The sequence below is a fragment of the Nocardia sichangensis genome (assembly GCF_047200615.1).
Lineage (GTDB): Bacteria > Actinomycetota > Actinomycetes > Mycobacteriales > Mycobacteriaceae > Nocardia > Nocardia sichangensis.
On the sequence record NZ_JBJZOK010000014.1, the window covers coordinates 168000 to 191515 of the forward strand.

The 23516-nt window shown below is 66.2% G+C and carries 21 protein-coding genes and 1 pseudogene; 16 read left to right on the forward strand and 6 right to left on the reverse strand.

Annotated elements, in window-relative coordinates; genetic code table 11:
* Positions 1 to 6: 6 nt before the first annotated feature.
* From ACL03I_RS20795 to ACL03I_RS20815, 5 genes are all read left to right on the forward strand, one after another.
* Entirely contained in the window at positions 7 to 1455 is a 1449-nt protein-coding gene (locus tag ACL03I_RS20795; RefSeq protein WP_412806756.1) for an aspartate aminotransferase family protein, read from the forward strand.
* Complete coding sequence (locus ACL03I_RS20800; protein ID WP_412806757.1) at positions 1452 to 2291, forward strand: hypothetical protein; 840 nt, start codon at positions 1452 to 1454, stop codon at positions 2289 to 2291. The genes ACL03I_RS20795 and ACL03I_RS20800 overlap by 4 nt, the downstream gene beginning before the upstream one ends.
* A complete protein-coding gene (locus ACL03I_RS20805) occupies positions 2237 to 3598 on the forward strand; it encodes a SidA/IucD/PvdA family monooxygenase (RefSeq protein ID WP_412806758.1) in 1362 nt (453 codons plus the stop codon). The genes ACL03I_RS20800 and ACL03I_RS20805 overlap by 55 nt, the downstream gene beginning before the upstream one ends.
* A 139-nt stretch (positions 3599 to 3737) precedes the next feature.
* Entirely contained in the window at positions 3738 to 4964 is a 1227-nt protein-coding gene (locus ACL03I_RS20810) for an MFS transporter (RefSeq protein ID WP_412806759.1), read from the forward strand.
* 64 nt (positions 4965 to 5028) lie between these two features.
* Positions 5029 to 7488: a lantibiotic dehydratase gene (locus ACL03I_RS20815; protein WP_412806760.1), complete on the forward strand. Its 2460-nt coding sequence runs from the start codon at positions 5029 to 5031 to the stop codon at positions 7486 to 7488.
* Between the two features lie 584 nt (positions 7489 to 8072).
* Here the strand turns inward: ACL03I_RS20815 and ACL03I_RS20820 are convergent.
* Entirely contained in the window at positions 8073 to 9107 is a 1035-nt protein-coding gene (locus ACL03I_RS20820) for a hypothetical protein (RefSeq protein WP_364435011.1), read from the reverse strand.
* A 287-nt stretch (positions 9108 to 9394) separates the two neighbouring features.
* Here ACL03I_RS20820 and ACL03I_RS20825 point away from each other — a divergent pair, with 287 nt between their 5' ends.
* From ACL03I_RS20825 to ACL03I_RS20840, 4 genes are all read left to right on the forward strand, one after another.
* Complete coding sequence (locus tag ACL03I_RS20825) at positions 9395 to 9937, forward strand: P-loop nucleotide/nucleoside kinase family protein (RefSeq protein ID WP_355078059.1); 543 nt, start codon at positions 9395 to 9397, stop codon at positions 9935 to 9937.
* A 398-nt stretch (positions 9938 to 10335) separates the two neighbouring features.
* Positions 10336 to 11052, forward strand: a complete 717-nt coding sequence (locus tag ACL03I_RS20830) for a metal-dependent hydrolase (RefSeq protein ID WP_412806761.1) — start codon at positions 10336 to 10338, stop codon at positions 11050 to 11052.
* Positions 11053 to 11392: 340 nt separating this feature from the next.
* Entirely contained in the window at positions 11393 to 12391 is a 999-nt protein-coding gene (locus ACL03I_RS20835; RefSeq protein ID WP_364435007.1) for an SMP-30/gluconolactonase/LRE family protein, read from the forward strand.
* A 36-nt stretch (positions 12392 to 12427) separates the two neighbouring features.
* Positions 12428 to 13675, forward strand: a complete 1248-nt coding sequence (locus tag ACL03I_RS20840; RefSeq protein WP_412806762.1) for an esterase/lipase family protein — start codon at positions 12428 to 12430, stop codon at positions 13673 to 13675.
* A gap of 42 nt (positions 13676 to 13717) precedes the next feature.
* On the opposite strand, the gene ACL03I_RS20845 is transcribed toward ACL03I_RS20840, so the two are convergent.
* Positions 13718 to 14815, reverse strand: coding sequence for a hypothetical protein (locus ACL03I_RS20845; protein WP_355078027.1), 1098 nt, complete (start codon positions 14813 to 14815; stop codon positions 13718 to 13720).
* A 339-nt stretch (positions 14816 to 15154) separates the two neighbouring features.
* Between ACL03I_RS20845 and ACL03I_RS20850 the strand changes: the two genes are divergently transcribed.
* The 3 genes from ACL03I_RS20850 (at position 15155) to ACL03I_RS20860 (ending at position 18736) form a co-directional block, all read left to right on the forward strand.
* On the forward strand, positions 15155 to 16474 hold the full coding sequence (locus tag ACL03I_RS20850) for a family 1 glycosylhydrolase (RefSeq protein WP_412806763.1): 1320 nt from the start codon (positions 15155 to 15157) through the stop codon (positions 16472 to 16474).
* Positions 16475 to 16569: 95 nt separating this feature from the next.
* Positions 16570 to 17391 carry a proteasome subunit beta gene (gene prcB, locus ACL03I_RS20855; RefSeq protein WP_412806764.1) on the forward strand — a complete coding sequence of 274 codons (822 nt, stop codon included), beginning with the start codon at positions 16570 to 16572 and terminating at the stop codon, positions 17389 to 17391.
* 565 nt (positions 17392 to 17956) lie between these two features.
* A complete protein-coding gene (locus ACL03I_RS20860; protein WP_355078030.1) occupies positions 17957 to 18736 on the forward strand; it encodes a hypothetical protein in 780 nt (259 codons plus the stop codon).
* Here ACL03I_RS20860 and ACL03I_RS20865 read toward each other — a convergent pair.
* On the reverse strand, positions 18733 to 19128 hold the full coding sequence (locus tag ACL03I_RS20865; RefSeq protein ID WP_412806765.1) for a VOC family protein: 396 nt from the start codon (positions 19126 to 19128) through the stop codon (positions 18733 to 18735). The two genes, ACL03I_RS20860 and ACL03I_RS20865, sit on opposite strands and share 4 nt — an antisense overlap.
* 63 nt (positions 19129 to 19191) lie before the next feature.
* Between ACL03I_RS20865 and ACL03I_RS20870 the strand changes: the two genes are divergently transcribed.
* Positions 19192 to 19521 carry a winged helix-turn-helix transcriptional regulator gene (locus ACL03I_RS20870; protein WP_355078032.1) on the forward strand — a complete coding sequence of 110 codons (330 nt, stop codon included), beginning with the start codon at positions 19192 to 19194 and terminating at the stop codon, positions 19519 to 19521.
* Between the two features lie 22 nt (positions 19522 to 19543).
* Here ACL03I_RS20870 and ACL03I_RS20875 read toward each other — a convergent pair whose 3' ends face one another.
* Both ACL03I_RS20875 and ACL03I_RS20880 read right to left on the reverse strand, forming a co-directional pair.
* Positions 19544 to 20842, reverse strand: coding sequence for an NtaA/DmoA family FMN-dependent monooxygenase (locus tag ACL03I_RS20875; protein WP_412806766.1), 1299 nt, complete (start codon positions 20840 to 20842; stop codon positions 19544 to 19546).
* A 131-nt stretch (positions 20843 to 20973) separates the two neighbouring features.
* Positions 20974 to 21153 carry a hypothetical protein gene (locus ACL03I_RS20880; RefSeq protein ID WP_355078034.1) on the reverse strand — a complete coding sequence of 60 codons (180 nt, stop codon included), beginning with the start codon at positions 21151 to 21153 and terminating at the stop codon, positions 20974 to 20976.
* A 240-nt stretch (positions 21154 to 21393) separates the two neighbouring features.
* On the opposite strand from ACL03I_RS20880, the gene ACL03I_RS20885 reads away from it, so the two are divergent.
* On the forward strand, positions 21394 to 21645 hold the full coding sequence (locus tag ACL03I_RS20885; protein WP_412806767.1) for a hypothetical protein: 252 nt from the start codon (positions 21394 to 21396) through the stop codon (positions 21643 to 21645).
* 12 nt (positions 21646 to 21657) lie between these two features.
* Here ACL03I_RS20885 and ACL03I_RS20890 read toward each other — a convergent pair whose 3' ends face one another.
* Entirely contained in the window at positions 21658 to 22296 is a 639-nt protein-coding gene (locus ACL03I_RS20890; RefSeq protein WP_379252512.1) for a TetR family transcriptional regulator, read from the reverse strand.
* A gap of 76 nt (positions 22297 to 22372) precedes the next feature.
* Between ACL03I_RS20890 and ACL03I_RS20895 the strand changes: the two are divergent.
* Both ACL03I_RS20895 and ACL03I_RS20900 read left to right on the forward strand, forming a co-directional pair.
* Positions 22373 to 22992 (forward strand): annotated as a pseudogene (locus ACL03I_RS20895) (SDR family NAD(P)-dependent oxidoreductase).
* Positions 22989 to 23492: a VOC family protein gene (locus tag ACL03I_RS20900; protein WP_364434976.1), complete on the forward strand. Its 504-nt coding sequence runs from the start codon at positions 22989 to 22991 to the stop codon at positions 23490 to 23492. The pseudogene ACL03I_RS20895 and the gene ACL03I_RS20900 overlap by 4 nt, the downstream one beginning before the upstream one ends.
* The last annotated feature ends 24 nt before the right edge of the window (positions 23493 to 23516 follow it).

Consider the following 23516-nt stretch of genomic DNA (forward strand, 5'->3'; position numbering starts at 1 on the left):
TCGGCGATGCAGCAGTACTTCCACGATGGCGCGGAAACGGTGGCCGCCGACAGCGCAATCGGCCACACAAGTCTGCAGGGACCCCTCGTCCGGATCCCACCTCCAGGTCCGGGCAGCAGGGCGCTGCTGAGCCGGCAAGCGACCCGGGAATCCCGCGCCCGGTCCTATCCGCGCCGCCTGCCGATCGCCATCCGACGTGGCGAGGGCAGTCTCGTGGAGGACGAGGACGGCAACGTCTTCATCGATTTCCTCACCGGCGCGGGCGCGATAGCGCTCGGGCACGCTCACCCCGAGCTCGTCGAGACGGTGTGGCATCAGGCTACCCAGCTGACACACGCGCTGGACTTCCCGACGCGCGCCAAAGACGAGTTCATCTCCGCACTGTTCGGCATCCTGCCCGCTGGACTGGCCGAGACCACCCGAATCCTGTGCTGCGGACCGACCGGGGTCAACGCGGTGGAAGCGGCGATCAAGCTCTGCAAGAAGGCAACCGGACGCGGCGAGATACTGGCCTTCCACGGCGGTTTCCACGGCATGTCACACGCGGGAATGGCGGTCTCCGCCGATCCGAGTCCACGCGCCGAGATCGCCAACACGATGCCCGGTGTCCACTTCTTCCCCTTCTCGTATTGCTACCGCTGTCCGCTCGGGCTGAGCCCCGACACGTGCGAGACGAACTGCGTCCGCTACCTCGAACAGACACTGTCGGACACCCACCGCGGGACGACCAAGCCCGCTGCCGTGCTGCTCGAGCTGATCCAGGGGGAGGGCGGCACGATACCCGCCACCGTCGACTTCGTGCGTCGCGTTCGCAAGGTGACGAGCGACCTCGACATCCCACTGATCGTCGACGAGATACAGACCGGGTGCGGCAGGACCGGACAGTGGTTCGGTTTCGAGCACTACGACATCCGTCCCGACGTGGTCGTCCTGTCGAAGATGTTGTCCGGCATCGGAATCCCGATATCGGTGGTGCTCTACGACGAACGCCTTGATCAGCTGGAGCCGGGCGGGCACACCGGGACCTTTCGCGGCAACCAACTCGCCTTCGCGGCCGCGACCACCTTCATCGAAGTCATGCAACGCGACAATGTGCTCGACAACGTGCGCGCACGCGGGCGTCAAGCCCGCGAGCACCTGGAACGCGTCTGCTCCGGCCGTGCGGAATTCGTCGCCGACGTGCGGGCAGCCGGCCTCATGATCGGGATCGAGTTCGCTCGGCGCGCCAACCGCACACCCTGGCCGGAGATCACCGCCGCGGTTCAGGCCGAGGCACTGCGCCGCGGTCTGATCCTCGAGATCGGTGGCCGCCGCAGCAGCGTGGTGCGCATGCTGCCACCGCTCAACATCTCCTCCGACACCATGGCTACCGCGCTGGCGATCTTCGATGCCGCCCTCGACGCGGCGATACACACGACAGCCGATCCGCGCCAGCCCACAGCGTGGCGCCCATGAACACGCCACTCACCGATCTGCACGACGCACTGGCGAAGGCGTATGACCGCCGCATCACGCTGGTGTCCCCGCCGCGGGTCGGCTCGACACCGGTGGCGCGGCTGCTATGGGAGCATCCGGCCGTCACGCACCATAGCCACGAGCCGTTCGAGGCCTTCTATTGGGGAACGGCCGACGTCGACAGCGTCGAGCGAAATTTCCGATCACCCATGATCGTGGCCACCGGTGAACGCGCCGCGCTGCCCGACGGCGGAGGTGGACTGCTGGCGAAGGAGATGAGTTTCCAGCTCGACGAGGATCAGTTCCTTTTCCTCGCCCGGCTCGCCACCTCGCCAGTGTTGTTCGTCATCCGCAACCCCCTCCTCACGACGACGTCACGACTGCGCATCGTGCACGAACTATACGGGCGCAACACGTTCGAGCCATGGGAAAGCGGGTGGGATGCGCTCGCCCGGCAGGTCGAAATCTGCGGATGCGAGGGCATACCCTACGTCGTTCTCGATTCCGACGACCTGCGAACTGATCCCGTCATGGTCGCATCGACTCTGCTCAGTGCCCTCGACCTGCCGCAAGTACCGGGATTGCACCGCTGGCGGGCGCAGCCGGGCCTGCAACTGTGCACACCGGAGGTCGGCGCACTCATGAGCGAAAAGAGAACCTCCGACGACCCGTTCTATCGGCGGGTACTGGCCAGTGTCGGGGTGCAGCCACCGGATACGCCCGACTGGGAGGCCCAGCAACAGCTGGTCACCGATGCCGGTTTGATCGAGCACGTCACGCGATGGAACGACGTGTACGGCTTGCTCCAGAGCCAACGCCTGCAACCCGAGAAGTGAGGAGAAAGATGGACGCGAGCGGCTACGACGTACTCGGTGTCGGCTTCGGACCAGCGAACCTGTCGCTGGCGATCGCGATAAGGGAGGACTCCTCACCCCTTCGCGCTCACTTCATCGAAGCACGCAACGATCCGACGTGGCAGGGCGGAATGCTGCTGGATGGATCCAACATTCAGAATCACCCCTCCAGAGACCTCGTCACTCTCCGCAACCCGAGAAGCAGATACAGCTTCCTCAACTACCTGTTCGAGAGCAACCGACTGGTCGAGCATCTCAACCTTCCCGCAGAATACCCGCTGCGTAAGGAGTACTCCCACTACATCGGCTGGGCGACAAGACAATTCAGCGACTGCGTGACCTTCGGCGCCGACGCCACCGCTATCGAACTGGACCGACACCGCGGCGCGCCCGTCTATGTCACAGCCACATCCGATGGCACAGAATACGCCGCACGAACACTGGTCCTGGCCACTGGCAGAACCCCCTACGTGCCATCCGTCTTCGACGGCCCGACCACGAAAACCATCCTTCACCTGACCGAGTACCTCTACCGAATCGCGGAATTGGACTCGCCGCCGACCCGCATCGCCGTGGTGGGTGGAAGCCAGAGCGGCGTGGAAATCGTGTTGGACCTCGCACGCAGGTTCCCCGCCGCCCGCGTCTCGCAATATGCCCGCGCGCATTCGCTGAGACTCAAAGACACCAGCCCCTTCAGCGAGGAGGGGTACTTCCCCGAGTTCACCGACTACTACTATCGGGCAAGCCGCGACGGCAAGCGGATCCTCGACGCGTACATGCGTCCAACCAACTACTCATCCAGTGACGCGGACATTCTGCACGACCTCTACAACCTGATCTACGAGCAGCGTCTCGATGGAACTCAGCGTGTGTTCGTCGAAGGGGACAGCGAGATCTACGCGGTCAAGGCCACAGGGGAGGGGGTGCGGCTGAGTATCCGCGATCGTCACCGTGGAACGACACGCCACGACGAGGTCGATCTCGTCGTGCTCGCCACCGGATTCCGTGACCTGGGCCCCGGAGAACATCAGGAACCGTACCCGCCGTTGCTGGCCCACGTCATCGAGAACTTCCGCTTCGACTCGGACGGCTACCTCGAGGTCGACGACGACTACAGCCTGCGCGCGATCCGCCCCGAAACGCCGCCGATCTTCCTCAACGGTTTGTGTGAGTCGACACACGGCATCGGCGACGCCGGATCGTTCAGCCTGCTGTCATTGCGCGCAAAACGGATCCGAGACGGCCTGCTGAAGAGCGCCGTCGACATCCCATGCCCTGACCAAGGATGAGAGGGCCGCATCGACCCACGGGTGCAGCCCATGACCAGCACGGCGTTCGGTGTGGCAGAACCTACCGGTGTCGAGTGCGCCGCGAACAGGGGACCGACCATCGCGGCAGCGTCCGCGAGCGCGGAAAGGATGGGCCGTGATGAGTCGTCGCGCCGGCGTGTGGGCGGGAGGGTTCGTCCCCTTCCTCGTCGGATACGGCTTGTCGTCCGTCGGCGACGGCGTCCTGTTCGTCGGGGTGACGTGGTGGGTGGTCGAGCGAAGCCATTCGCCGACAGCCCTGGGGCTCGTGCTGATGGCCGCGCCGCTCGGCACGCTCCTCACACTGCCATGGGCAGGCGTGCTCATCGACCGCGGCGATGTACTGAAATTGCTCGCCGGCGCGGACATCTGGCGTGCCGTCGTCCTGTGTGTGCCGCTGGCGACCATGTGGATCGTCGGCTCGGTGGACATCCTGATGCTGGCACTTGCGAGTTTCCTGGCAGCACTCGGCTCGGGCCTGGCAAGGCCGGCCGGCCTGTCACTGATTCCCAGATTGGTCGATCGAGGCGACTTGGTGCGGGCCAACGGCGCATTCGGCACTGTCAGAAAGGTGGCGTTGCTCGGCGGACCGTCGATCGGCGGCCTCATTGTCGCGGCCTTCGGCCTGGAAGGCGTGCTGATCGCCGAGATCCTGTCGTTCGTCGTCTCCGGGGCAATCGTCGTCGCCCTGCGCAGAACAATGCCCGCATCGGCGAAGAGAACCCCCGATCAACCGACGACACTGCGGGCAGGACTCGCAGTGCTGATGAACTCACCATCGGCACGAACCAGCGTCGCAGTGGTCGCGATCGCCAACGCAGCGCTGTCCATGTACACCCTCGCGGTTCCGATCACAGCCGAACACATCGGGCGCGCGAGCGGTGGCGTGTGGGCTTATGCCGGGGCGCAATCGGCCTTCCAGGCAGGCATGGTGGCAGTCGGAATCGTCACCTCGAGCAGGGTCGGCAGCCGCGTCAGCGCGTCGACCGGCGTCATCGTCCTGGCACTGATCTGCTTAGCCGCCGGCCAATCGATGGGCGCACTGGCACGATCCGTACCCACGCTGCTCGCAAGCGGGTTTCTCGCCGGCGTGGGAATAATGACCAGCTCGATCCTCTGTGACAGCCGTCTGCAAACCGACATTTCCCTGGAACTGCAGGGACGCGTGCAAGGTCTCTCGCAGTTCGCCTCGATGGCTCTGCGGCCCGTCGGTTCGACACTGGCGGGAGTCATCGCGGCGGGTGCCGGACTCGGCATCGTCTTCGTCGCCGCCGCGCTGCTGACCGTCGGCCTGGCTGCCGTAGTCATCTCATCCCGCGCCTACCGCACCGACGTCCCGGAGCCGTAAGGCCCGTCGACCTGAAATCCGAGGCTTGGAGACATTTATGGTGGTCGTGTCGAACGATTCGACAATGCTCGATACCGTCGTCCTGCGCATGGCCGGATACCCGCACTCACTGCTGCGTTCGGTCGCCGCACCGGACACGCTCGCCGAAGCCGAAGCGGTACTCCGGACGTGGGAGCGGGTGAGCAGCAGAGTGTCCGACGTCGTCAAGGCGATCCGCGCCGACGTCAACGGCACGTCATCGGCCGGAAACCGGGCCGCGCACAACGTCGGACTCCGTAGAAGAGTGGCGCCCAACCACCCAGCGAGTACCCGCACCAACGCCCTGATCAGCGACTACAACCTCCTCGTCGGCGATCTGGAGCTGTCGCTGGCACGTCTCGAAAACAGCCTCGCAAATCAGCTCACGCGCACACGCGACGCCGTACGACGACTGTTCACCGATGAAGATCTCCAACAGGTGATCCTGCTGTCGAACGGCGCGCTCTACCCGGAATTCGTCGCCTGGATGACGTGCCCGAATCCATCGGCGTCGCGGACACGCAGGATGACCGACGTGCTGACGATGTATCTCCAGCGAATCGCGGCCAAGAACGATACGAGCTCGCACTTCGGCCCCTTCGCCATCGGAACTATGACGAACACGATCACAGGCATCGACTGGCAACCAGGGACGCTGCGGCGGCGAACGTTCCTCTCGCACTGGGCGGCGAGAGCGCTCGCACAGTCGATACTCACTTCGAACTCGGCCACACTCGTCCCACGACCGGCCCCCTTGGCATTCGTGGACGCCAAAGGGCTCACGGTGTACTCCTTCGGAAACGACGCGTCCTCGCTGTCCGACTTACAGGTCGAACGCACCATGCCGTTGAGCCAGGAAGACCGCCTGGCGCTGTCCTTGGTCGACGGGCGAAAGACGACAGCGCAGATCGTTGCCGAACTCGACTCCGCGGGCGTCACTGCTGCCGAAATCGTCCTGCAGAACCTCATCGAGGCGAAGGCTGTCGTCGGCGAAGTCGAACTCCCCGCAGGCGAGGCCGATGCCTTCGCCGCGCTCGACCGGACGATCCGGTACACGCACACAGGCCCGCCGATCGTGGACCGGTTCCGCGACACCTTGCGCTCCTTCGAATCCGCTCCTTCAACCGAGCGCGTAGATCTGCTGCACCGACTCAAACGCGAATTCCACGAGCGCACCGGCCTTCCGGCGGACCGAGGCAGTGGGCGCCATTACGCCGACCGCGCCCTGATCTTCGAGGACGCTACAGCGCCGATGCAACAGTTGCGGATCGGCTCGACCCTGCGCAGCTACGTCGTGGACGATCTTCGAATCCTTTACCAGATGATGCTTCTCGGGCCACGGATCAGATTCGCCGGCGAGCGCGAAATTCTACGAGCATGGGTTATCGACACCTTCGGACGTGACCAGCCTGTCCCGATGGGTGACCTACTGGAGCGGTTCATCGACGCTCGGCCCGAGATCGCTGCCCGCGTAGCGAACGTGGACCGCTCAGCACGTCAGGCCGAGGGGGAGTTGCTCGCACTGTGCCTGGACGCGTGGGACAGCGAATCACCGGAGGTCGACGTCTCCGCGCGCGACATCTGGGCATTCCTCGATCAGCAGCCCAAAGGGATTCCGGCGGTATGCAATCCGGACGTCATGATCGGCGCCGACAGTGTCGACGCCATCGCTGAACGGCGGTTCTACGGGGTGGTCGGGGACTGTCACGTACTGCGTGACGTCATCTCCCACGGTGGGTTTGCCGCATTCCTGAACGACGAGTCGACTCCTGGATTGCGTCAGGAACTCACTCGTGCCTACCGAGCGGTGCTGGCACCCGGCGAAACTCTGGTGGATGTCGTGCGACGACACGAATCGAAGACGTCGTCGCAATATGACTTCGAACTACCGCACCTGGAGCTGACGGGACGCTCACCGAAGGACCGCGCCCATGTCATCCTGGCGAGCGAGCTGTTCGTCGTTGCCGACGACAGCCGAATCTCTCTTCATTCACCGCGAATTCCCGGCCCGATCCGACTGACGGCGGGAATTTCACGGTCCGGCACGGTCGCGCACGATCCCACCGCCGCGTTCTCGTTCCCACGCTCACGGGGCGGGGGTTTGTTCGACGGCATCGACGTCGACTACATCCCGCGTCTCCGCTGCGGCAACACGGTACTCAGCAGGCGGCGATGGCTGCTGCGAGCGCCGGTGCTGCGGCCCATGACGCTCAACCGACGCACCATCTCCCGAGATGCGGCGGACTATATCGCGTTGATCGAAGTAAAACAGCGCATGGGATTTCCGGACCACTGCTTCGCGAAATTCAGTTCCGAGCCCAAGCCGATCTATGTGGACTGGTCCTCACCGCTGCTGACCAGACAGTTCGCCAAATTGTGCCGAACCATGACCGAGGATGACACAGTGCAGGTATCCGAGATGCTGCCCGGCCCCAGCGACCTCTGGCTCACCCGCGACGGCCACCGCTACACCTCGGAACTCCGCTGTGTAGTGATGGTCCAGTAGAACCTCGGGGCGGGGGGATTTCAGGAACCGAACGTCACTGTGACGGTTCGATCCGAATCCGAAACCAGGCCATCAAGCCAGATCTAGGAAGAATTAAAGATTTACCAATAAGGCCTAGGGAAACCGAAATATTTACACCATAGACAAAGCGTCGAGGAAGACCCGCGGCGCGGCGATATCACCGCTCGAGCGCCGGGTCGGCCGATCCAGCCAAGCGCGCCAAACCGCGAAACACGTACGCCGGCAGGGACATAACATGCATTACCGCAACCGCCCACCCACGCCGGATTTCCGCCGATAATCAACATTATGTCAACTAGAGGACTGGTAACCGCCCCTCCGGTTCGAAGAAGCCTCATCTCCCGGCGCATCCAAGTGAGACGTATCGGCGAGGCTGAGGATCGCGCGGTTGCGAACGGCACGAAACCGCCACCCTCCACCGGCAGCATCATCCACGTGGTGATGACGAAGGCCAGCGCGTAGCCGTGCGTTACGACGATGTGGTCGTGGTCGGTGTCCGCGCCGGTTCGCGGCTCGGCGCCGGGCCCAACCCCGAAATATGACCCGGCGTCGAGGAGGCGGATTCAAGCCAGCAAGTCCGCGAGTTCCGCGTGCAGATCCAGCAACGTGGAAATCTGACCGGCCGGACGGCGGCCCATACCGCACTCGGTGGCGATGCCGAACTCGCCGACCACCGAGCGGGCAGCTTCGATCCGTGCCAGCGCGCCGGCACGGCCGTCGGTCGCGTGCACCAGCCCGAGGTGCAAGTCCGTTCCAGATGGCAAAACAAGATCGGCGAGAGGCTTGAAATAGTCGGCATCGGTACGCGAGCGCGGAACCGGCAGGTGAATCCAGTCGACCCGCCGCTCCAGCCCGCCCAGGATACGGCCGGCGACCGCAGCCAGCTTGCCGGTATCGGCGGGTTCGGCGAAGTGCCGGTGACCGAAATCGCCATAGCAGAGGTGATAACCAAGATCTACCGACTCGGGCACAGCACCGCCCAACCGAACGAGCCGCCGCCCCACTTCCTCGAGCTGCGTCGGGTAGTCGGAGCCGAACCACGACGGGAAGACGCCCTCGAAGATCGCGAACTCGACCGCGGCATCCCACTGCACCGCAAGATCTTCCGCCGGGATCGTGCCGAGGATGACGGCGAGTTCGTCGAGCAGCCGCGCCTCGTACCTGCGCTCCAACTCGCCCTGCGGACCCGCGACGAACGCACCGATCACCGCGATAGGCGTTGGCAAGCTCACCTGGAACCGAATGCCCGCGGGGATCGTCCCGTCCTCACGCAGCCGGTGGAAGACTCGCCAGGATTCCAGCGCCGCCTCCGCGTAACCCAAGGGACCGAAGTCGATCGACGCCGCGTCCACGCCGGGCTTGGGCCGCACCCGCTCGCTCGGCCCGTACTCGGGGCTCGGCGGCGGAATGGTTTCCAGGTCCGGATGCGCCTGCATCTTGGGCAACTGCCACACTACCCAGTTGTCCCGAACTCCGGTCTCCCCATCCGGAATGCGCTTCAAGTGCTTGCCGATTCGCCGCGCCGCCTCGGTGAAGACTGTTTCCGCATCCGCCAACGGCACACTGCCGCACAGATGAACTCCGCGCCCCTCACCCACCACAACCTCCTCCGCAGGGCCTACCACTGGTTGAGCCGATCTGATCGAAACCAGACATTTGCCACGCTCCGTCCAGACGTCCGGATCGAGATATAGCTATCGATCATCTAGCGCTATGCGATGCAGCGTATGCGCGGAGTGCGAAGTGAGATCCCCAGGTCTGGGAACCATCGGCGATAGGTTCACTGGCCGAACACGCCCCCTTCCGGCTTGCCGGTCATGGCGCTGCGCAACGAGAATCAGGCCCGCCGACTTGTTCTTCTCGATCGCCCCGGAGGTTCGTCGCCATCTGCGAACTACTCGTTCTCGTCAACGGACTACCAGGCTCCGGGAAGTCCACCTTGGCTCCGGCGCTGGCGCTCGAACTCGGTGCGCACTTGATCACGCGGGACGCCATCAAAGAGGCGCTGGGCTCAGGGCTCGATCACACCGCGGTACTACCGAATATCGGGGCGATCGCGACAGAGGCCGCCTGGGCGCTGGCCGCCGCGCTTCCCGGTGTCGCGCTGATCGACTCGTGGTGGTTCAAACCCCGAGATGCGCGCTACGCCGCCAACGGCATCGTGAAGTCGGGCGCGACGCGAGCAGTGGAGGTCTGGTGCTCGGTTCCGCCGGAGCTCGCCCGCGACCGATACCGCGGCCGTACACGTGCCGCCCTGTACCACGACGACGCGCACCTCGCGCACGACTGGGACCACTGGGCGCGCCTGGCCGAACCGCTCGCGCTCACGCCGGTCGTCGCCGTCGACACCACCGGCCCGGTCGACGGATCCGACCTCGCGCGCCGGATCATGGCCGCAGCGACTGTTGCCATCGGCGACGTCCTCTAGAACTGAATTCACATCACGCCTGATCTCCGGGCCTCGATGCTGCTTTGGTTTGAGTCCGGCTGGGTCGGAACTTCGACGGTAGGGGGGAATCATGCATATATACGCAAAGGAACGTATCGCAATTTTTTTCCTTCACGCGCTAATGCACGCGCACCACGGATCGCTTCAAGCGACGCTCATGATGTCGCGAGGTATGCATGAACGGTTCTCACGCCCGCATCCCGCGCTGAACCGGATTGTCCACCTACAGAACGTTTTACGCATCGCCACGACTCTTACCAGCACTCCCCTACCTCATTTCCGCGCAAGCCCGAACGCCGGACACGCTTCCCGCACGACTTCCGACCTCGCACAGCGGCATTCGCGAACCGATAGCAAGCTGAACTAACGTTCGAATCGTGCTTGGACATTCACATGCGACCAGTGGCGCGTTGGCCTGGTCGGCGGCAGCGGCGACGCTGCCGGTCACGATCTTGACGTTTCCGGCTCTCCAGGATGCGACGGGACATCTCGGTACCGTCGATCTGCTGCTCGGCGTCTTTCTCACGGCCGGGGCCGCACTGCTGCCAGACGCGGACCACCCCGACGGGACCATCTCGCACACTTTGGGTCCGATCACGCACACCGCATGCAAGCTCATCTCCTGGGCCTCCGGCGGCCATCGCGGCGCCACGCACTCCCTGGCCTTCGTCGCGGCCGCCGCCTGCGGCACGTGGGCCGGCGAGCACTGGCTCGGGCACTGGTTCACCCTGAGCCTGGTTTTCTTCCTCCTCGCCCTGGCTGTGCGCGCACTGCATCTGTGCCCGTCCGGCAACAACTTCAAGGCATGGGGACCGATCGTCGTGCTCGCCTCCGCGGGCACGTTCGCCATGGAACATTGGATCGCCGACAAGCCGGTCTGGCTGCCGTTCGCGGTCGGACTCGGCGCACTGGCCCACCTGCTCGGCGACTGCCTCACCGAGCGCGGCTGCCGCCTGTTCTGGCCCTTCGGCCTACGAGTCAGCCTTCCCGTCATCGAGCGCACCGGGAACAAAGTCGAAACCTTTATCATCGCACCGCTTTTCACGGTCGGTACCCTGGCAATTCTCTGGTACACCATCACCCACCAGCCCTGACGTCTCGATGCCGCTGCCCAGGCCGCCGCGCTCCCGGCGGCGCGATTGCCGCGACAGGCGGCCTGGGCAGCAGCGTGAGAGGCCGCCCGTTCCGCTCCGCGTAGTCGTCGCCGATCTCGCGCGCTCCCCTCCCCCTTCAATGCTGCTTTGGTCTGTTCGGGTTGAGTGAGGCGGGCTGGAATGATGAGGAATTCGTAGATGCGCATATCTACGTATCAACATGTTTCTACGCGCAGTCCGTACGCATCCGTCCTTGGCACCTCCGCCTCCGCCCATAAGCGGTCCCCGACCGCGCACCGTTTCTCGGAGACCTCCGCACTCCCCCGGCTACCCTGATGCCATGCTCGCCTCGACCATGCAGCCGCAACGCTGGACACCACCGCGCTCCCCCGCACGAGCGCATCAAACTCGTAGTGCTCCACCTCTTCCCGACATCCGGCGCCTCGAGCTGCCGGGTGCCGGCCCGGAAGATGTCGTCCTCTCCCCCGACGGCAGGATCATCGCGGGCGTCGAAGGCGGTGCGGTCCTCAGCATCGATCCGGCGACCGGCGACGTCCGCGAACTCGCGAACACTGGAGGCCGCCCGCTCGGTCTGCACGCCGACGCCGACGGGCGCGTGCTGATCTGCGATTTCGAACGTGGACTGCTGGAGCTGGACGCCGAGGGCGGGCTGAACGTCCTGGTCGACGAAATCGACGGCGAGCGACTACGGTTCGCCAGCAATGTGGTGCGCGATGCCGACGGCACGATCTACTTCTCGGCGTCGTCGCGCCGGTACTCGCTCGACGAGTACATGGGTGACATCCTGGAGCACTCCGGCACGGGTCGCCTGTTCCGCCGGGACCCCGCGGGCAACGTGGAGACGCTCATCGACGATCTGCAATTCGCCAACGGCGTGGTCCTGGCACCCGATCGCTCCAGCGTGGTCGTCGCGGAGACCGGCGGCTACCGTCTCACGCGCTATTGGCTGACCGGCCCGAAGGCGGGAAAGCAGGAACGTTTGATCGAGAATCTGCCCGGATTCCCGGACAACCTCGGCCTCGGCAGCGACGGCCTGATCTGGATCACGCTTCCTTCGCCGCGTAATCCGTTGCTGGATCGCCTGCTTCCGCTGCCTGGCATTCTGCGGCGCATCGTGTGGACGCTGCCGAAGTGGGTGCAGCCGAAGCCTGCGCGGACGGTGTGGGTGCTGGCGGTCGATTTCGACGGCAACGTCGTGCACGACCTTCAGGTCGAGGGCACCGACTATTCGATGGTGACCGGCGTGGTCGAGCAGGACGGCGTGCTGTATCTGGGCAGTCTCACCGAGGCGGCGGTGGCCGTGTCGCGGGTGCCGTAGGGTTCACTTTTCAGTGCACACTTGTACACTGAGCTTGTGACGGAGGATGTGACCCAGCGGCAAGCGGAGGTCAGGGCGCTGGCCCGGCTGGCCGGTGACGAACTCGGCGGTGCGGTCGACGGGATCGCGGCCGTGCACCGGGCGATCGCGCAGCGCGTGTTCGCGGCGGTGCGGTGGGGCGTGGGGCCTGCGGCGGCTCCGGTCGAGTTGATGCACGATGCGATCGCGGAGAGCGTCTACCGCGTGGTCGGTGGATCCGCGGTGGCGGCGGGCATGGTCGCGGAACGGGCAGCGGATCTGCCCGGCGTCGCACCGTCACGCACGGTGTACGGCTCGGGATTGCTGGCCGCGCTGCAGGGTTTGATCGGTGATGATCTCGAACGGACGCGGCCGATTCTGGCCGGGCCGATGACGTTCCGGATCGACGGCGCTCCCGTGCCCGCGGAGCTCGTCGGTGCGCGCGTTCAACGGCCCGCCGCGCACGTCGTGGTGTTCTTGCACGGCTTGGTGGAAACCGAGCACGCGTGGGGTTTGGGCGGCGGACCGACCTATGCCGAGCGTCTGGAGTCCGATACGGGATGCACGTCGTTGCAGGTCCGGTACAACACCGGTCTGCATATCTCGGAGAACGCGGCGCAGTTCAGCGAGCTGATGCAGGGCTTGGTCGACGGGTGGCCGGTGCCGATCGAGCGGGTGTCGCTGGTAGGTCATTCGATGGGTGGGTTGGTCGCCCGGGGTGCGTGCTTTGTGGCGAGTGGAGCCGGGGTGCCGTGGGTGCGGCGGGTGCGCCACGTGGTGTGCCTGGGTTCACCGCATATGGGCGCGCCGCTGGAGCAGTTGGTGCATTACGCGTCGGCGGCGCTGGTGCGGTTTCCGGAAACTCGTCCGTTCGGGCGGCTGTTGCGTCGCCGCAGCGCGGGTATCCGGGACCTTCGGGACGGCTCGCTGGTGGACGAGGATTGGCGTGATCTGGACGCCGACGCGCTGCGTCGCCGGGTGGTTCGGGAGGTTCCGCTGCTGCGGGACGCGGAGCATTATTTCGTTACCGCCACGGTCACGCGGAATTCGCGGCATCCGCTGGGGCGTGTGATCGGTGACGGTCTGGTTCTCACACCGAGTGGCTCGGGCCGGGCTCGGAGCCGGCGCATCGGGTTCGATGTCGACAAGGGTATGCATGTCGCGTCGGCGCATCACTTCACGTTGCTCAATCACGCGGCGGTCTACCGCGCGTTGCGTACCTGGTTGGCCTCGGAATCGGCCGGGTCCGATGAAGTTTCTCGCTGAACTCCCGGCGGGGCAGGGCGTGGCCGTGCCCCGCCGCGGCGTTCAGAGAAGGTCTTCGGGGTCGGCGTCGGCTTCGAGGCGCACGTCTTCGGCGAAGCGGCTTTCGGTTTCGGCGTCGTCGTGCTCGGTGTGGGCGGCGTAGAGCAGCAGGCAGCCGCGGATACCGTCGAGGAGGTCTTCCAAGAGGTCGAGAGCGGGGCGGGCGGGGTCGAGTCGGCTGATGCGGAAGCTGGTGAGCATTGCTTCGCGGGTGTCGGCGTCGACGCCGAATCGGTGGGCTTGGGCTTCGATGTCGGCGACGCGGGCGACGAGGCTCCAGGGGGCCGGGACGCGGCCTTCGTGGACTGCCATCGCTTCGGCGATCAGGTCGAGGACGACTTCGGTCGGGGTGTCGCCTGCGGCGAGTCGTTCGAGGACGAGGGTGGGTGTCTCGACTTGGAGTGCTTCGATGTCGTCGGCTTCGGCGACGACATCGGTGGTGGCTACGTTCGCGGCCTCGCCTGCGACTTCGGCGGCGGCGTAGAGCCAGTGTGCCGCGGCGACGGAGGCGGAGGCGGGGTCGAGTTCGGTGAACAGTTCGATGCTGCCGAGTGGGTCGTTGCGCAGGAGTGCGTCGGCGGCGTGGACCTGGGCCGGGGATACGTCGGGGCGGGACAGTTCGACGGCTTGGCGGGCGCGGCCGGAGAGGTCGCCGCGTTCGGCGGATTCGATGGCTTCCTGTTCGGTGCGTACCTCGGCGGCGACGGTTTCGAGCAGGGCGGCGTGGTCGATGTCGTGCAGGGTGCGGCCGATGCGGTGGGCGGATTCGACGACGCCGCTGTAGGAGACGAGCAGTCCTTCGTCCGTGGGCAGGTGGGGATTGCGCAGTCCGGCTTCGACTTCTTTGAAGTTGCGGCGTTCTTCGGCGCGGCGCCATGCTTCGCTGTTGGGGACGTCGGGGTCGCCCGCGGCGCTGGCGGGGTGGGTGTAGGTGCGCCATTGGAACCGCGAGAGGGTGGTGAGGTTCGACGCCAGATCGGTTGCCTGGTCCGTGGTCACCTGCGGGGGCAGGGTGGCCACCGTCTGGGCGAGGTCGCCTCGTCCGGTCGCCCAGGTGGCGACGAGGGCGGCGCGGTCGGCATCGAATGCGTATCTGGTCACCTGGGCAAGTCTGGTCGATCGGCGGCGGATGCGCTCGGTCAATTGATTCGCTTGTGTGATGTTGTGCGGCGTTTCCTGGGGACGCGCTGGGAGGATGGGGCTATGACTGTCGATCATGGTGATCCGGGCGGCGGCCCTTCGGCAGCCGAGGCGGCGAGAACTATTGCGGCCGGGTCGAATACCGCGAGGTCGGCGAGTGCGGCGGAGGATGGTTCGCCGTGGGTGTGGAGTTGGCGCGGCGGTCGGGGTCGGGGTCGGCCCGGATTGTGACGGTTGTGGGATCTACGACACGCGAGTTCTTCCCCCGGTCGCCAGCAATCTCACAGTTACGCTACGGCGATGCGTACACGCACTCACCGGCGCGGGTTCGCCGCGTTGTCGGCCGCTGCGGCGATGCTGATGGCTTCGGGGGTTTCCGCTGCTCAGCCGGGCCGGGAGTTGCCCGCGTTCGGTAGGGATTTCTTGTGGGGCGTGGCGTCGTCGGGGTTTCAGTCCGAGGGTCATGCGCCGGACAGCAACTGGTCGCGTTTCATCGCGTCGGGTGGGACGGCGGATCCGTATCTGGATTCGGTGGACTTCGCTCGCCGCTATCTCACCGATATCGATCTGGCGGCGCGGCTGGGTGTGCGGGTGTATCGGGTGGGTATCGAGTGGGCGCGGTTGCAGCCGGCGCCGCATGCCTGGGATGAGGCGGCGTTCGGGTTCTACGACGATGTGATCGCCCGGATCGTCGCGGCGGGGATGCGGCCGATGCTGACGTTGGATCACTGGGTGTATCCGGGGTGGGCGGTGGATCGGGGCGGGTGGCGCGATCCGGGCATGGTGGAGGATTGGCTGGCGAACATGCGCAAGGTGGTGCAGCGGTATGCCTCGCGTGATCCGCTGTGGGTGACGTTCAACGAGCCTGTGGCGTATGTCGGCACCGAGTTGCGTACGGGCGGGATCGGTGTCGATGAGGCGCCGGTGATGCTGGATCGGATCGCGCAGGCGCACAACGAGATCTACGACGTCATCCACGGTTATCGGTCGGGTGCTCAGGTGACCAGCAATCTGGGGTATGTGGCGGGTGCGGAGACGGAGGTGAATCAGCCGATCGTGGATAGGATTTCGGCGAAGTTGGACTTCATCGGTCTGGACTATTACTTCGCTCCGTTGCCGCAGACCGGGGAGGCGGCGCAGGGCGGTGTGGAGGGGGGTCCGCCGATGTGGGAGCTGCCGGTGCATCCGGAGGGTATCTACTACGCGTTGCGGCATTACGCGCGGCAGTTTCCGGGGCGGCCGCTGTATGTGGTGGAGAACGGGCTTCCGACGGAGAACGGGCAGGTGCGCCCGGATGGGTATACCCGCGCCGATCATCTGCGGGACACGGTGTATTGGTTGCAGCGGGCGAAGGCCGATGGGATGAATGTGGTCGGCTACAACTATTGGAGTCTGACGGACAACTATGAGTGGGGTTCCTATGCGCCGCGGTTCGGGCTCTATACGGTCGATGTGCTGACCGATCCGACGTTGGCGCGCCGCCCGACCGATGGGGTCGACGCGTATGCCCGGCTGATCCGCGCGGGTGGTGTGGCGCCGGATTATCGGCCGACGCGGGCTCCGGTTCCCTGTGTCCACATCGATGCGGCGGAGACCTGTGTCGGGGAGGATCCGGCCTAGCGCGGTTGTCGCCGGGTGGTGGTGGGGTTCCGGTAACGTCGGGCGGAAGTGCACGCGTTCGCGGGTGGGGCACGCTCCCCCCGGAGAGGTGATTCATGACGACCGATAGTCACCTGCCGCTCGGCTTGCGGTACCCGGCGGCGTCCTTCTCGGAGTATCTGCGCCGGTATGCGCCGCGGTTGTTGCCGGATCCGGATTTCGGCGGTGGCGCGAGTGGTGTCGCGCCGCACGGGACGACGATCGTCGCGATCGGTTATCGCGGTGGTGTGCTGGTGGCGGGTGATCGGTTGGGCACGATGGCGCATCTGGTGTCGACGCGCGATATGCAGAAGGTGTTCATCACCGACACGTATTCGGCGGCGGGTTTCGCGGGCACGGTCGGGATGGCGGTGGAGATGATCCGGTTGTTCGCGGTGGAGCTCGAGCATTACGAGAAGATCGAGGGAGCGTCGCTGACGTTCGACGGCAAGGCCACGAAGTTGTCGGCGATGGTGCGGGCGAATCTGCCTGCGGCGCTGCAGGATATGGCGGTGATCCCGGTGCTGGTCGGCTACGACCCGGACGCTGTGGAGCCGGAGCGGGCGGTGCGGATCGTGTCGTATGACGCGGTGGGTGGTCGGCAGGAGGAGCGTTTCGGTTACACGGCGGTCGGTTCGGGGTCGGTGTTCGCGAAGTCGTCGTTGAAGAAGACCTATCACCGTGCGATCGATGCGGAGGCGGCGTTGCGTCTGGCGGTGCAGGCGCTGTTCGACGCGGCCGATGACGATACCGCGACGGGTGGCCCGGATCTGTTGCGCGACATCTATCCGACCGCGGTGCTGGTCGATGCCGACGGCGCGGTGGAGGTGCCGGAGGAGCGTCTGGCGCGGATCGCCCGGGCGGTGGCGGATGCGCGTGCGGCCGCGGAGGGGCACTAGCGGCGGGATGTCCGCTTCGGGCGGTGCTGCTGGGAATGCGTTCGGGCGGCGGGGATTCGCGAATTTCCGGCCGTGTCGAGTTCGTGCCGCGTGAATTTTGTGACCGACGTCCTAGTGCTGTCTTGTTAAGCGTGTCACAGCAATCGGGGCGCGGCGCGTTGGGCATCGTTGCGGTGAAATCTGTGAATGTCGAGTTCAACGCCGTGCGCGAAAAGTTACTCGCCGGTTGGGTCACTCTTCGTCGGTAGGCCGTGGGAGCTGCGGAGATGCGCGGGAGATCGATCACGCTTGCCTGCTGTCGCGCAGCTGCTTACGGTGATTTTCGTCGATGGCCGATGATGCCCGATCGAATTACATCTTATCGATGTGCCGCGATATTCGGCTTCTGGGGCAATTCCACTGTTATTGCTCTGGGCGGCAGAGTTATTCATGCGGCACCGGCGAAACTGGAGCAATGGTACAACCAACCCCCTGGCAGGCAAGCAATACGCGCGACCGTCGGAGCCGTGGCTCCGGAGGCACCGGACGCGGGGCGACGCCACCACGGGGTGTGGATTGGGGCTTCTTGTTCGCCGCGACCGCGAGCGCGGTCGGCTTCGCCTTGCTGTTCCAGCCGTGGCTTTCGGCGTCGGGTTCGGGTGGCGAGGCGCGCTCCGACGCGTTCGGCCGGGTGACCGGGGCGACCAATGGTTTCGACGAGTGGTCGGTGTCGAAGTTCCGTGACGTGAACATCAGCGGCGCCTGGGGTCTGCTGGCCGCGGCAGCGATGGTCGTCACCGTGTTCGCGGTGGTGGCGCAACTGCGGTTGCGGACCCGCGGGTTCGCGCACCTGGTGGTCGGCTCCAGTGTGCTGGCGGCGATCGTGGTGCTGAGCGCCTTGCTGTACCTGGATGCCAGGGGGCCGGAATTGCGGATCCTGGTCGATCCGGGTGAAGGTCTCGGCGCGGGGTTGCTGCACCGCATCTTCGGCGAGGGCGGGTCGGGCAGCGGGGAACGGCGTATGGCCAGCGCCGGACTCACGCCCGTGGCGTTGGTCGCCGGCGTGCTGAGCTCCGCCGCCGCGGTGGCCGCGATCGCGCAGGGCGCTCGCCGCTACAGCCTCAGCCCGATGCGGGCCCTGTCGTGGTTGGTGACGCCGCCGCCCGCCGAGCCCGAGCAGCCCGCGGCCGTCGCGGCGGCGCCGCGGCCGGCGGTACAGCCGACGCCGGACGCCGCCGAGCGGCTGCTGTGGGACGAACTGGTCTTCGATGACGACTTGGTCGCCAACGTCACGTGGGTGCGGAACACGAACCCGCCGCGGCCGGAAACCTCAGGGCATCGGTCGACGCCGGTCCTCACCCGCTAGCGCCCGATGCTGTGGTTCGGTCCCAGTACGCGCGCTCGTGTCTCGGGCGACCACTGCACATATTCCAGCTCGGCTCCGTCGGCATGCCGGACGTAGACGAATGTCCCGGTGGCGCTGGTGAGTGGTCCTGCGATGAGTTCAGCGCCGTAGTCGGTCACCGTCCGCAGCAGAGCGTCGAGATCATCGACGATGACCGGGCCGACGGTGGTCCGGTAGCGCTCGACATCGTCCGGGTGGCCCGCGATGAGCAGGAAGTCGCCGACGGCGGCGAGTTCGGCGCGCTCGAAGCCGAAACGGAGATCGGCCTTCGCTCCGGCCAGCCGTTCGTAGGTCGGCAGGGCGGTGTCGAGGTCGGTGACGAAGACTCTGGCATAGGTTTTCAGGATGCGCACCGGTCCGACGCTAGGCGCGGATCGGCACGACCGGCAGTACGCACTCGAAGGTGAGTGGTGAGGATGTCCGAGACCGAGGAGCAGCAGGCCAGGGCGGTCGCCCGGCGTGTTTTCGCGGCGCTGTCGACGAAGTGGGCGTTGCGGGTGCTCGAGGAGATCGGGGACGGCGAACGCCGTTTCGGCGAGTTGCATCGGTCGATCGAGGGCGTGAGCTACAAGATGCTGACCGAGACACTGCGTTCGCTGGAACGGGAGGGTTTGGTCGCGCGGCGTGATCACCACACGGCCAATCCTCGGGTGGAGTATTCCCTCACCCCTGCGGGAGACGAGTTGCTGCGGCTGGTGCACGGTATGTGCGCGTGGTCGCGCGCCCATCTCGCCGAGTTGATGTGACAGCGGCTGCGTGCCGCACGTGTCAGTCCGGTAGCGGGGGTAGTTCGAGGTTTTCGCGGAAGGTCGCGCCGACGTAGTCGGAACCGGTGATGCCGCGGCGGCGTAGTTCGGGCAGCAGTCCGTTGACGACGAAGTCGCGGGTGCGTTCGTCGGCGAGTCCGCCGAGGGAGATCGCATCGAGAACGCCTGCGTCGTAGCGTTCTTCGATCGCGTCGGCGAGTTGTTCGGGGGTGCCCGCTACGGCCCAGTGGCCGGTGTCTTTGGCGGCGATGATCAGCTCTCGCAAAGTCTTTCCCGACCGTGCGAAGTTGCTGAAGATCTCTACCCGGCCGCGTCGGCGGTGCACGGAGGCCACGTCGGGGAGCACGTTGTCCGGGAGGGGCTTGTCCAGCGGCAGGCCGGACAGGTCGACGCCGCCGCCGAGCATGTCGGCGAGGGCGGCGCGTCCCGCTTCGAAGTCGGTCGCCTCGGCCTGTTCCCGCGCCAGGCGCTTCGCTTCGGCTTCGGTAGCGCCGTAGGTGGCGTGGAACGAGCTCATGATCAGCGGCAGGCCTTCGGCGCGGCCGAGTTCGCTCGCGCGTGCGCGAATGCGTTTGGTGTAGGTGACCGCGTCTTCGAGGGTCGGCAGTGAGGTGAACACGACCTCGGCGAATCGCGCGCCCAGTTCGATGCCGCCCGCCGATTGCCCGGCCTGGAATTGCACGGGTCTGCGCTGCGGTAGGGGCGGGATGTTCAGCGGTCCACGGACGGTGAAGTACCGCCCGGCGTGATCGATGGGCCGCACGCGGGTGGCGTCCAGGATCGCGCCGCCGCGCCCGTCGGGAGTCAGCGCGCCGGACTGCCAGCTGTCGAACAGGGCGTTGACCACCTCGAGGGATTCGGTGGCGCGGGCATACCGGTCTTCGGGGCTCGGCAGGTCCTGGTCGCCGTAGTTCTCCTCCCCCACCGAGGAAGTCACCGCGTTCCATGCCGCGCGGCCGTTGCTGATGTGGTCGAGGGTGCCGAAGAGCCGGGCGAGGTTGTAGGGGTGGTGGAAGGTGGTGGTCACCGTGGCGATGAGGCCGACGTGCGAGGTGACGGCGCTCAGCGCGGACAGGAAGATCAACGGTTCCTGGGCGCCGATGGCGCCTTGTGCGCCGAAACTGAGCAGGTCGGCGGCGAAGAGGGCGTCGAATTTGTGTTGTTCGGCGATTTTCGCGATCTCGATCGATGACGCGATCGTCGTGGCGGACGGATCGATGGCCGCCGCGTACACGCTGACCGCACCGCTGACTCCCGTGACGGTCTTCAGGGGCCGTCGTCGCCCACCAACTTTGCCCATTGCGGCGACGCTACCGGTGCGCACCGCTGTCGTAACGGGTTGCGATCAGCGAGATGTTTTCTGTCCGAGCGGAATTTGCGGGGCGGTGCCACAGGGGTGATGTGGCATGGCTTCGTACACCGGGGCCGATCCTAGGCCTGTTCTCGCCCGTCGCCGTGGTCCTCGGCGGGTGTCCGGTCCGCGCGCGGCACCCGTACCACTCCGGTGTCGAGATCGATGTCGAACCGCGGTGTATGGGTCTGCCCGTCGCTGTCCTCGCTGCCCTCATGGTTCAGCTTCTTGCCAGGAAACAGCTCCCCGATGACGCCCATACGATCACCATACGCGCGAGCGGTATCCGACCGAGTCCGGCACGGCGCATCCCCGCCGATGGCGTTCGGTCGACGAGTGCGGACGTGATCGCCAGGCGATAGCGGTCGAACGGTTCCGTTTCGGCGACCGAGGGGCTGAGGCTCGGTTAGCATCATGTTCTGCTCCGATCGGCCGAGGACCGCGGCACGGGGAGCGCTGGGCGACCGATACAGGAATCGAACGACAGATCGGCCTACCGAATGGAATACGACGCCGACCTCGCCCAGGCTCGGGTCTTCTTGGAGTTGCTGACCCGGCAGGCCCGGACGTTGGCGCGGGACATCGAATCCACTTACCGCCACGATCCCGCCGCGCGGCACGCGCTGTACAGCGAATTGTGCGTGGTGCGCCGCTATATCGACCGACTGCACCGACGGTTCCCCGATACCGCGGGGCCGCAAGTGCGTCGGCAGCTGGCCGTCGCCCCGGGTGCACGGCCGGTGCCGGGTTGAGGGGTGCCGGTCTCAGTGCCCCGGCGCGGCGGCCGTGCGCTCGGGGACGGGCACGGTGAGCATGGCGACGATCATGTCCACGATCTCCGCGGCGTCCCCGGGGTGGGCGGTGCGCACCCCTGCTTCCAGGGTGCGTTCGTAGTCGGCGATCAACGCGAACATGACGGTGGCCATGGTTTCCAGGCGTTGCCTGCGCAGCCGCCGCGGCAGAGCGGTCAGCGCGGCGTCGAGGCGGGTGGCGATGATGCGGACGGCGGCGCGGTCGGCGTCGGCGAGACGGTGCGCGTCCGCCACGACGGGATGGGTGCGTACCACTTCCAGGAACCGGCCCAGATGGGTCACCCGGTCGTGGCCGAGCAGTTCGAGGATCGGGGTCGCGAGCATGGCGACGAGGGTGTGCACGTCGTTGGTGCGGCCGTCGGCCTCGTGGGCGGCCAGCAGCTGCATGCGCCGCTGTTCGAGCCAGTTCATCCGGCGCTCGACGATGGCCTCGATCAGTCCGGTGCGCGAATCGAAGTAGTAGTGCACGGCGGAGTTGTTGCGCTGGCCCGCGGCGGCGGCGATGTCGCGCAGCGGCACGTCGAGGCCGCGTTCGGCGATGAGGCGTTCTCCGGCGTCGAGCAAGGCGGTGCGCGATTCGTCGCTCGGCATGCACGCACTCTACTAAACACGAGTATTGACGATGTTAAACACAGATGATTAATTAAACGGCGTGGATAATGTGGCGGTGGTCACCGGTGCCGCGTCCGGCCTCGGCGCCGCGCTGTGCCGCCTGTTGGCCGCGCGGGGCGTCGCGGTGGTCGCCGCCGACATCGACGCCGCCGGGCTGGTCGGGCCGGCCGCCGATACCGCGATCCACACCCAGGTCGTCGACGTCTCCGACGACGACCAGATGCGCCGCTTGGTGCACGGCGCCGTGGCCGAGCTGGGGCTCCACTGATGCGCGCGCAGGGCTCCGGCCACATCGTCAACGTGGCGTCGCCGGCCGGATTGACACCGGTGGCGCCGTCGGCCGCGTACGCGATGACCGAGCACGCGGTGGTCGGGCTCAGCACCGCGCTGCGCGTGGAAGCGGCCGCCGCCGGTGTCCGCGTGAGCGTGGCCGTGCCCGGCGGGGTCGCGACCGACATCGTCGATTCCGGGATCGACCTGCCCGGGTACTCCTATCGCGAACCGTTGCGCCGGAAGCCGATCGGGATGACCGGCTCCGAACGGGCCGCGCGGCACATCCTGCGTGGCATGCGGAAGAACCGGCCCTACATCGTGTTTCCGCATTACAACAGGACGGTGGTCGCCGCACACCGGTGGTGTCCGGGTCTGCTGAGCCGTCTCGGAGGCCACCGATGATCACAGGCGGCCCGATCTTCCAATTGTGCTGGGTGGTGGGTGATCTGGCTTCGGCTCGTGAGACGTTCACCACCCGGTACGGAGTCGGTGAATGGTTCACCATTCCGGAGGTCCACTTCGGGCCCGATGCGGCCGAATTGCGCGGGGCCCCGGCCGATTACACGATCGGTGTGGCGCTCGGTTATGCGGGTGGCCAGCAGTTGGAGCTGATCGAGCCGCGTGGCGGGGTGAGCCTGTACGCCGAGCATCTCGATCGGGTCGGCCCCGGACTGCATCACGCCGCGTGGGTGCCCGAGGACTACGACGCCGCGCTCGCCGAGGCCGCCGCGGCCGGTATCGAGATCACCGCGCGCGGCCGGTTCGATGGCGTCGGGATGGAGTTCGCCTATCTCGAGGGCGGGCCGATCGGCTCGCACATCGAACTGCTGCGGTTGTCACCGCAGATGCGAGCGCTGTTCGACCATTTGATTCCGGAAGGATTCACCAACCCATGGCAGTAGGCGGCGACCCACGGCAGTCCGCGA